1 pseudogene is annotated in these 680 nt (G+C 58.1%); it reads left to right on the top strand.

From position 1 onward, the window contains the following. Positions 1 to 680: pseudogene (locus ACYVE4_RS31720) on the top strand (TMF family protein); the annotation flags it as partial.

Genomic DNA, 680 nt, shown 5'->3' with positions numbered 1-680 from the left:
AATCTGTTTTTAGGTCAACAGGCAGGGGCCAATAACTCCTCGGCTTCCTACAACCTGTTCATGGGTAACTCCGCCGGAAGTGCCACCAACACCGGTGGGGCCAACACCGCCATCGGCGATGGTGCCTTCCTCAACAACACATCCGGAACCGGCAACACCGCCATCGGTCGCTATGCAGGCATCAACATGACCACCGGCTCCAACAACACCTTCATCGGCCTGGCCGCCACCGCCCCCACCGCCAATGGTACCATCACCAACTCGACCGCCATCGGTTACAATGCGTCAGTGACCATTTCCAACGCGATGGTGCTGGGTAGTGGGGTGAATGTGGGCATTGGCAACACGGCCCCCTCAGCCAAGTTGCACATCACCACTGGGGTAGCCAACACCTCGGGCTTACGGCTGGAGAATCTGACCAGTGGTTCTCCGGCGAGTGCGGGCAGCGTGACCAAGTTTCTGACGGTCGATGGCAGTGGGAATGTGGTCTTAGGCCAGTCAGGTTCGTTACGCGTGGCAGCCGATGGGGCAGATGGGCTGTGGCAGAGTGATGGAGTGAATCTTCAAAACAGTAATGAGGGGGGAGTGGTTATCGGTAAAGGGGTGACCAAGACGCCAGCGGGTTACAAGCTATACGTAGCGGATGGGATTCTGACCGAGAAGGTGAAGGTGGCCGTCAA

The organism is Spirosoma harenae, from assembly GCF_054776975.1.
Note: the sequence above shows the minus strand (reverse complement) of the source record. Positions and strands in the feature narration are given on the sequence as shown.